General features: G+C 31.6%; 2 protein-coding genes. One reads left to right on the forward strand and one right to left on the reverse strand.

Annotation, left to right across the window (positions count from 1 at the left end; all coding sequences use genetic code 11):
- Positions 1 to 511, forward strand: a 511-nt coding sequence (locus HT691_RS10530) for a restriction endonuclease subunit S (RefSeq protein WP_240148734.1), incomplete at its 5' end; no start/stop codon positions are given.
- Here HT691_RS10530 and HT691_RS11460 read toward each other — a convergent pair.
- The coding region (locus HT691_RS11460; RefSeq protein ID WP_240154010.1) for a restriction endonuclease subunit S at positions 471 to 1,807 on the reverse strand (1,337 nt) is incomplete at its 5' end. The two genes, HT691_RS10530 and HT691_RS11460, sit on opposite strands and share 41 nt — an antisense overlap.

Consider the following 1,807-nt stretch of genomic DNA (forward strand, 5'->3'; position numbering starts at 1 on the left):
TGATTATGGCTCTTATTATCTGAATAACATTAAAATTGAAATAGATTTTCCAAGAAGATCAACTTGGTTGCTAGCTCCTTTAGAAAAAATTGTAACAACTATTTCAGCTAAGCCTTATCAAATAAAACAGTCTGAAATTGTAAAAGAGGGCAAGATTCCAGTAGTTAGTCAATCTAAAATATTAGTTGAAGGATTTTCTAATAATTTTTCTAAGATTCTAGACTATAAAACAAACGTTGTAATATTTGGTGACCATACAAGAAATCTTAAGATTATAGACTTCCCTTTTGTTGTTGGTGCAGACGGAGTAAAAATTCTGTCTCCAATTTGCTTATCTGCAAAATTTTTAAAATACCACTTAGACTATACGCTATTATTTGTTAGGAACAGGGGCTATGCTCGACATTATTCGTATCTAAAATCTAAAATAATAGGTATTCCTTCAGTTTTAGAACAAAAGAGAATTGTTGCTAAAATTGATTTACTTTTTCAAAAAGTTTCTCAGCTTTAGTAATTATTAATTTTTGTGTACGTATACCTGGAAAATTAATTATAGTTTGAGAAAATCTAGTTTTGTTTAATATAGGAATAGTGGTAGATGATGTATTGTTCTTGAATTGTTTTTGCATAAAATCAGACTGTATAGCTAAAAGTAAAAATTTTGAGTTGACAAAATTAAATACTTCTATGCCATGCATTTGTTGATTAAACGCTCCATCAACACGAACAATCCCAGCAATTCCAATATTTCCAATACCATTTATTAAAATAGAACCTGCTTTTATTTTTCTGGATTTTGTATTTCCTAGAACCGATAAATATTCAGTTGCATTGTATAGTTCTCCTTGTAATAAATCAGCAGGTTTATAGAATGGTATTTCGCCGCCGTAGTTTTCAGGGCTATTTTTAGATGGCGTGTTACCAGTACTAATTATTCCTATATAATTTAATGTTGTCTGTACCCAATTCATAGGTATCTTCCCATAATAAGAGCTATCATCTCCTTGGGAAACAATAGAAATGTCCAAATCTTTCTTTTTAATCTTGCCTTCTTCAAAGAGTTTTTGTTTTTCTGCTCGTATTTTTTCAAGTAAAACTTCGACTGATTCATCATTTGGGTCTTGTTCAACTAATTTTCCTTGCATAGCATATTGAAGAATAGATTTTTTTAGTTTATCTGGAAATTCTTTATCTAGCTGTTCTAGTCTATTATAACTTTCAGCATATTCATCTACTTTTTCTAAAGCTGATTCGATTGCTTCTATTATGCGTTGTTGTTCAGCTAGCGGAGGGAGAGGGATTAAATATTCTTTTATAGTCTTCGTTAATAATTCTTTTTGTTTTGTACTACCCGACGCTTTTTCTTCAATAACTGACTGAACAATAGGAGAGGAAAGAAAATTATAGATGAAATGGCAATTAATAAACCCCGATAAGACTCTTATAACTGTAACATGGCTATCTGCAACAGCCCAGCCATAAGGATTTTTATTTTCATGGTAAATAGCTAATCGTCCTAACGTACCTAGGCCTGTTGAATTCCACATTAAATCACCATCTCTTAGTAATCTTTCTTTCTGGTAACTATGAACTGTTTCGGGATCAATAAATCTTGCCAAGTCAATAGAAAAGCCAGACCATTGATTACATTTCTGAGCAATCACAGGGTATATAGGAATATTTGAATATTTTGGAGACTTTCCTCTTTGAATGTAGGAGGTTATATCGTTTAATCTCACCCACTCCCAAGTATCAGGAATATCATAAGGAACATCAATTTCTTGAGTGCTTCCATCAGCAAACTTCC

Origin of the sequence: Streptococcus sp. 477 (genome assembly GCF_013277295.1) — a bacterium.
In the GTDB taxonomy this organism is placed as follows: domain Bacteria; phylum Bacillota; class Bacilli; order Lactobacillales; family Streptococcaceae; genus Streptococcus; species Streptococcus pseudopneumoniae.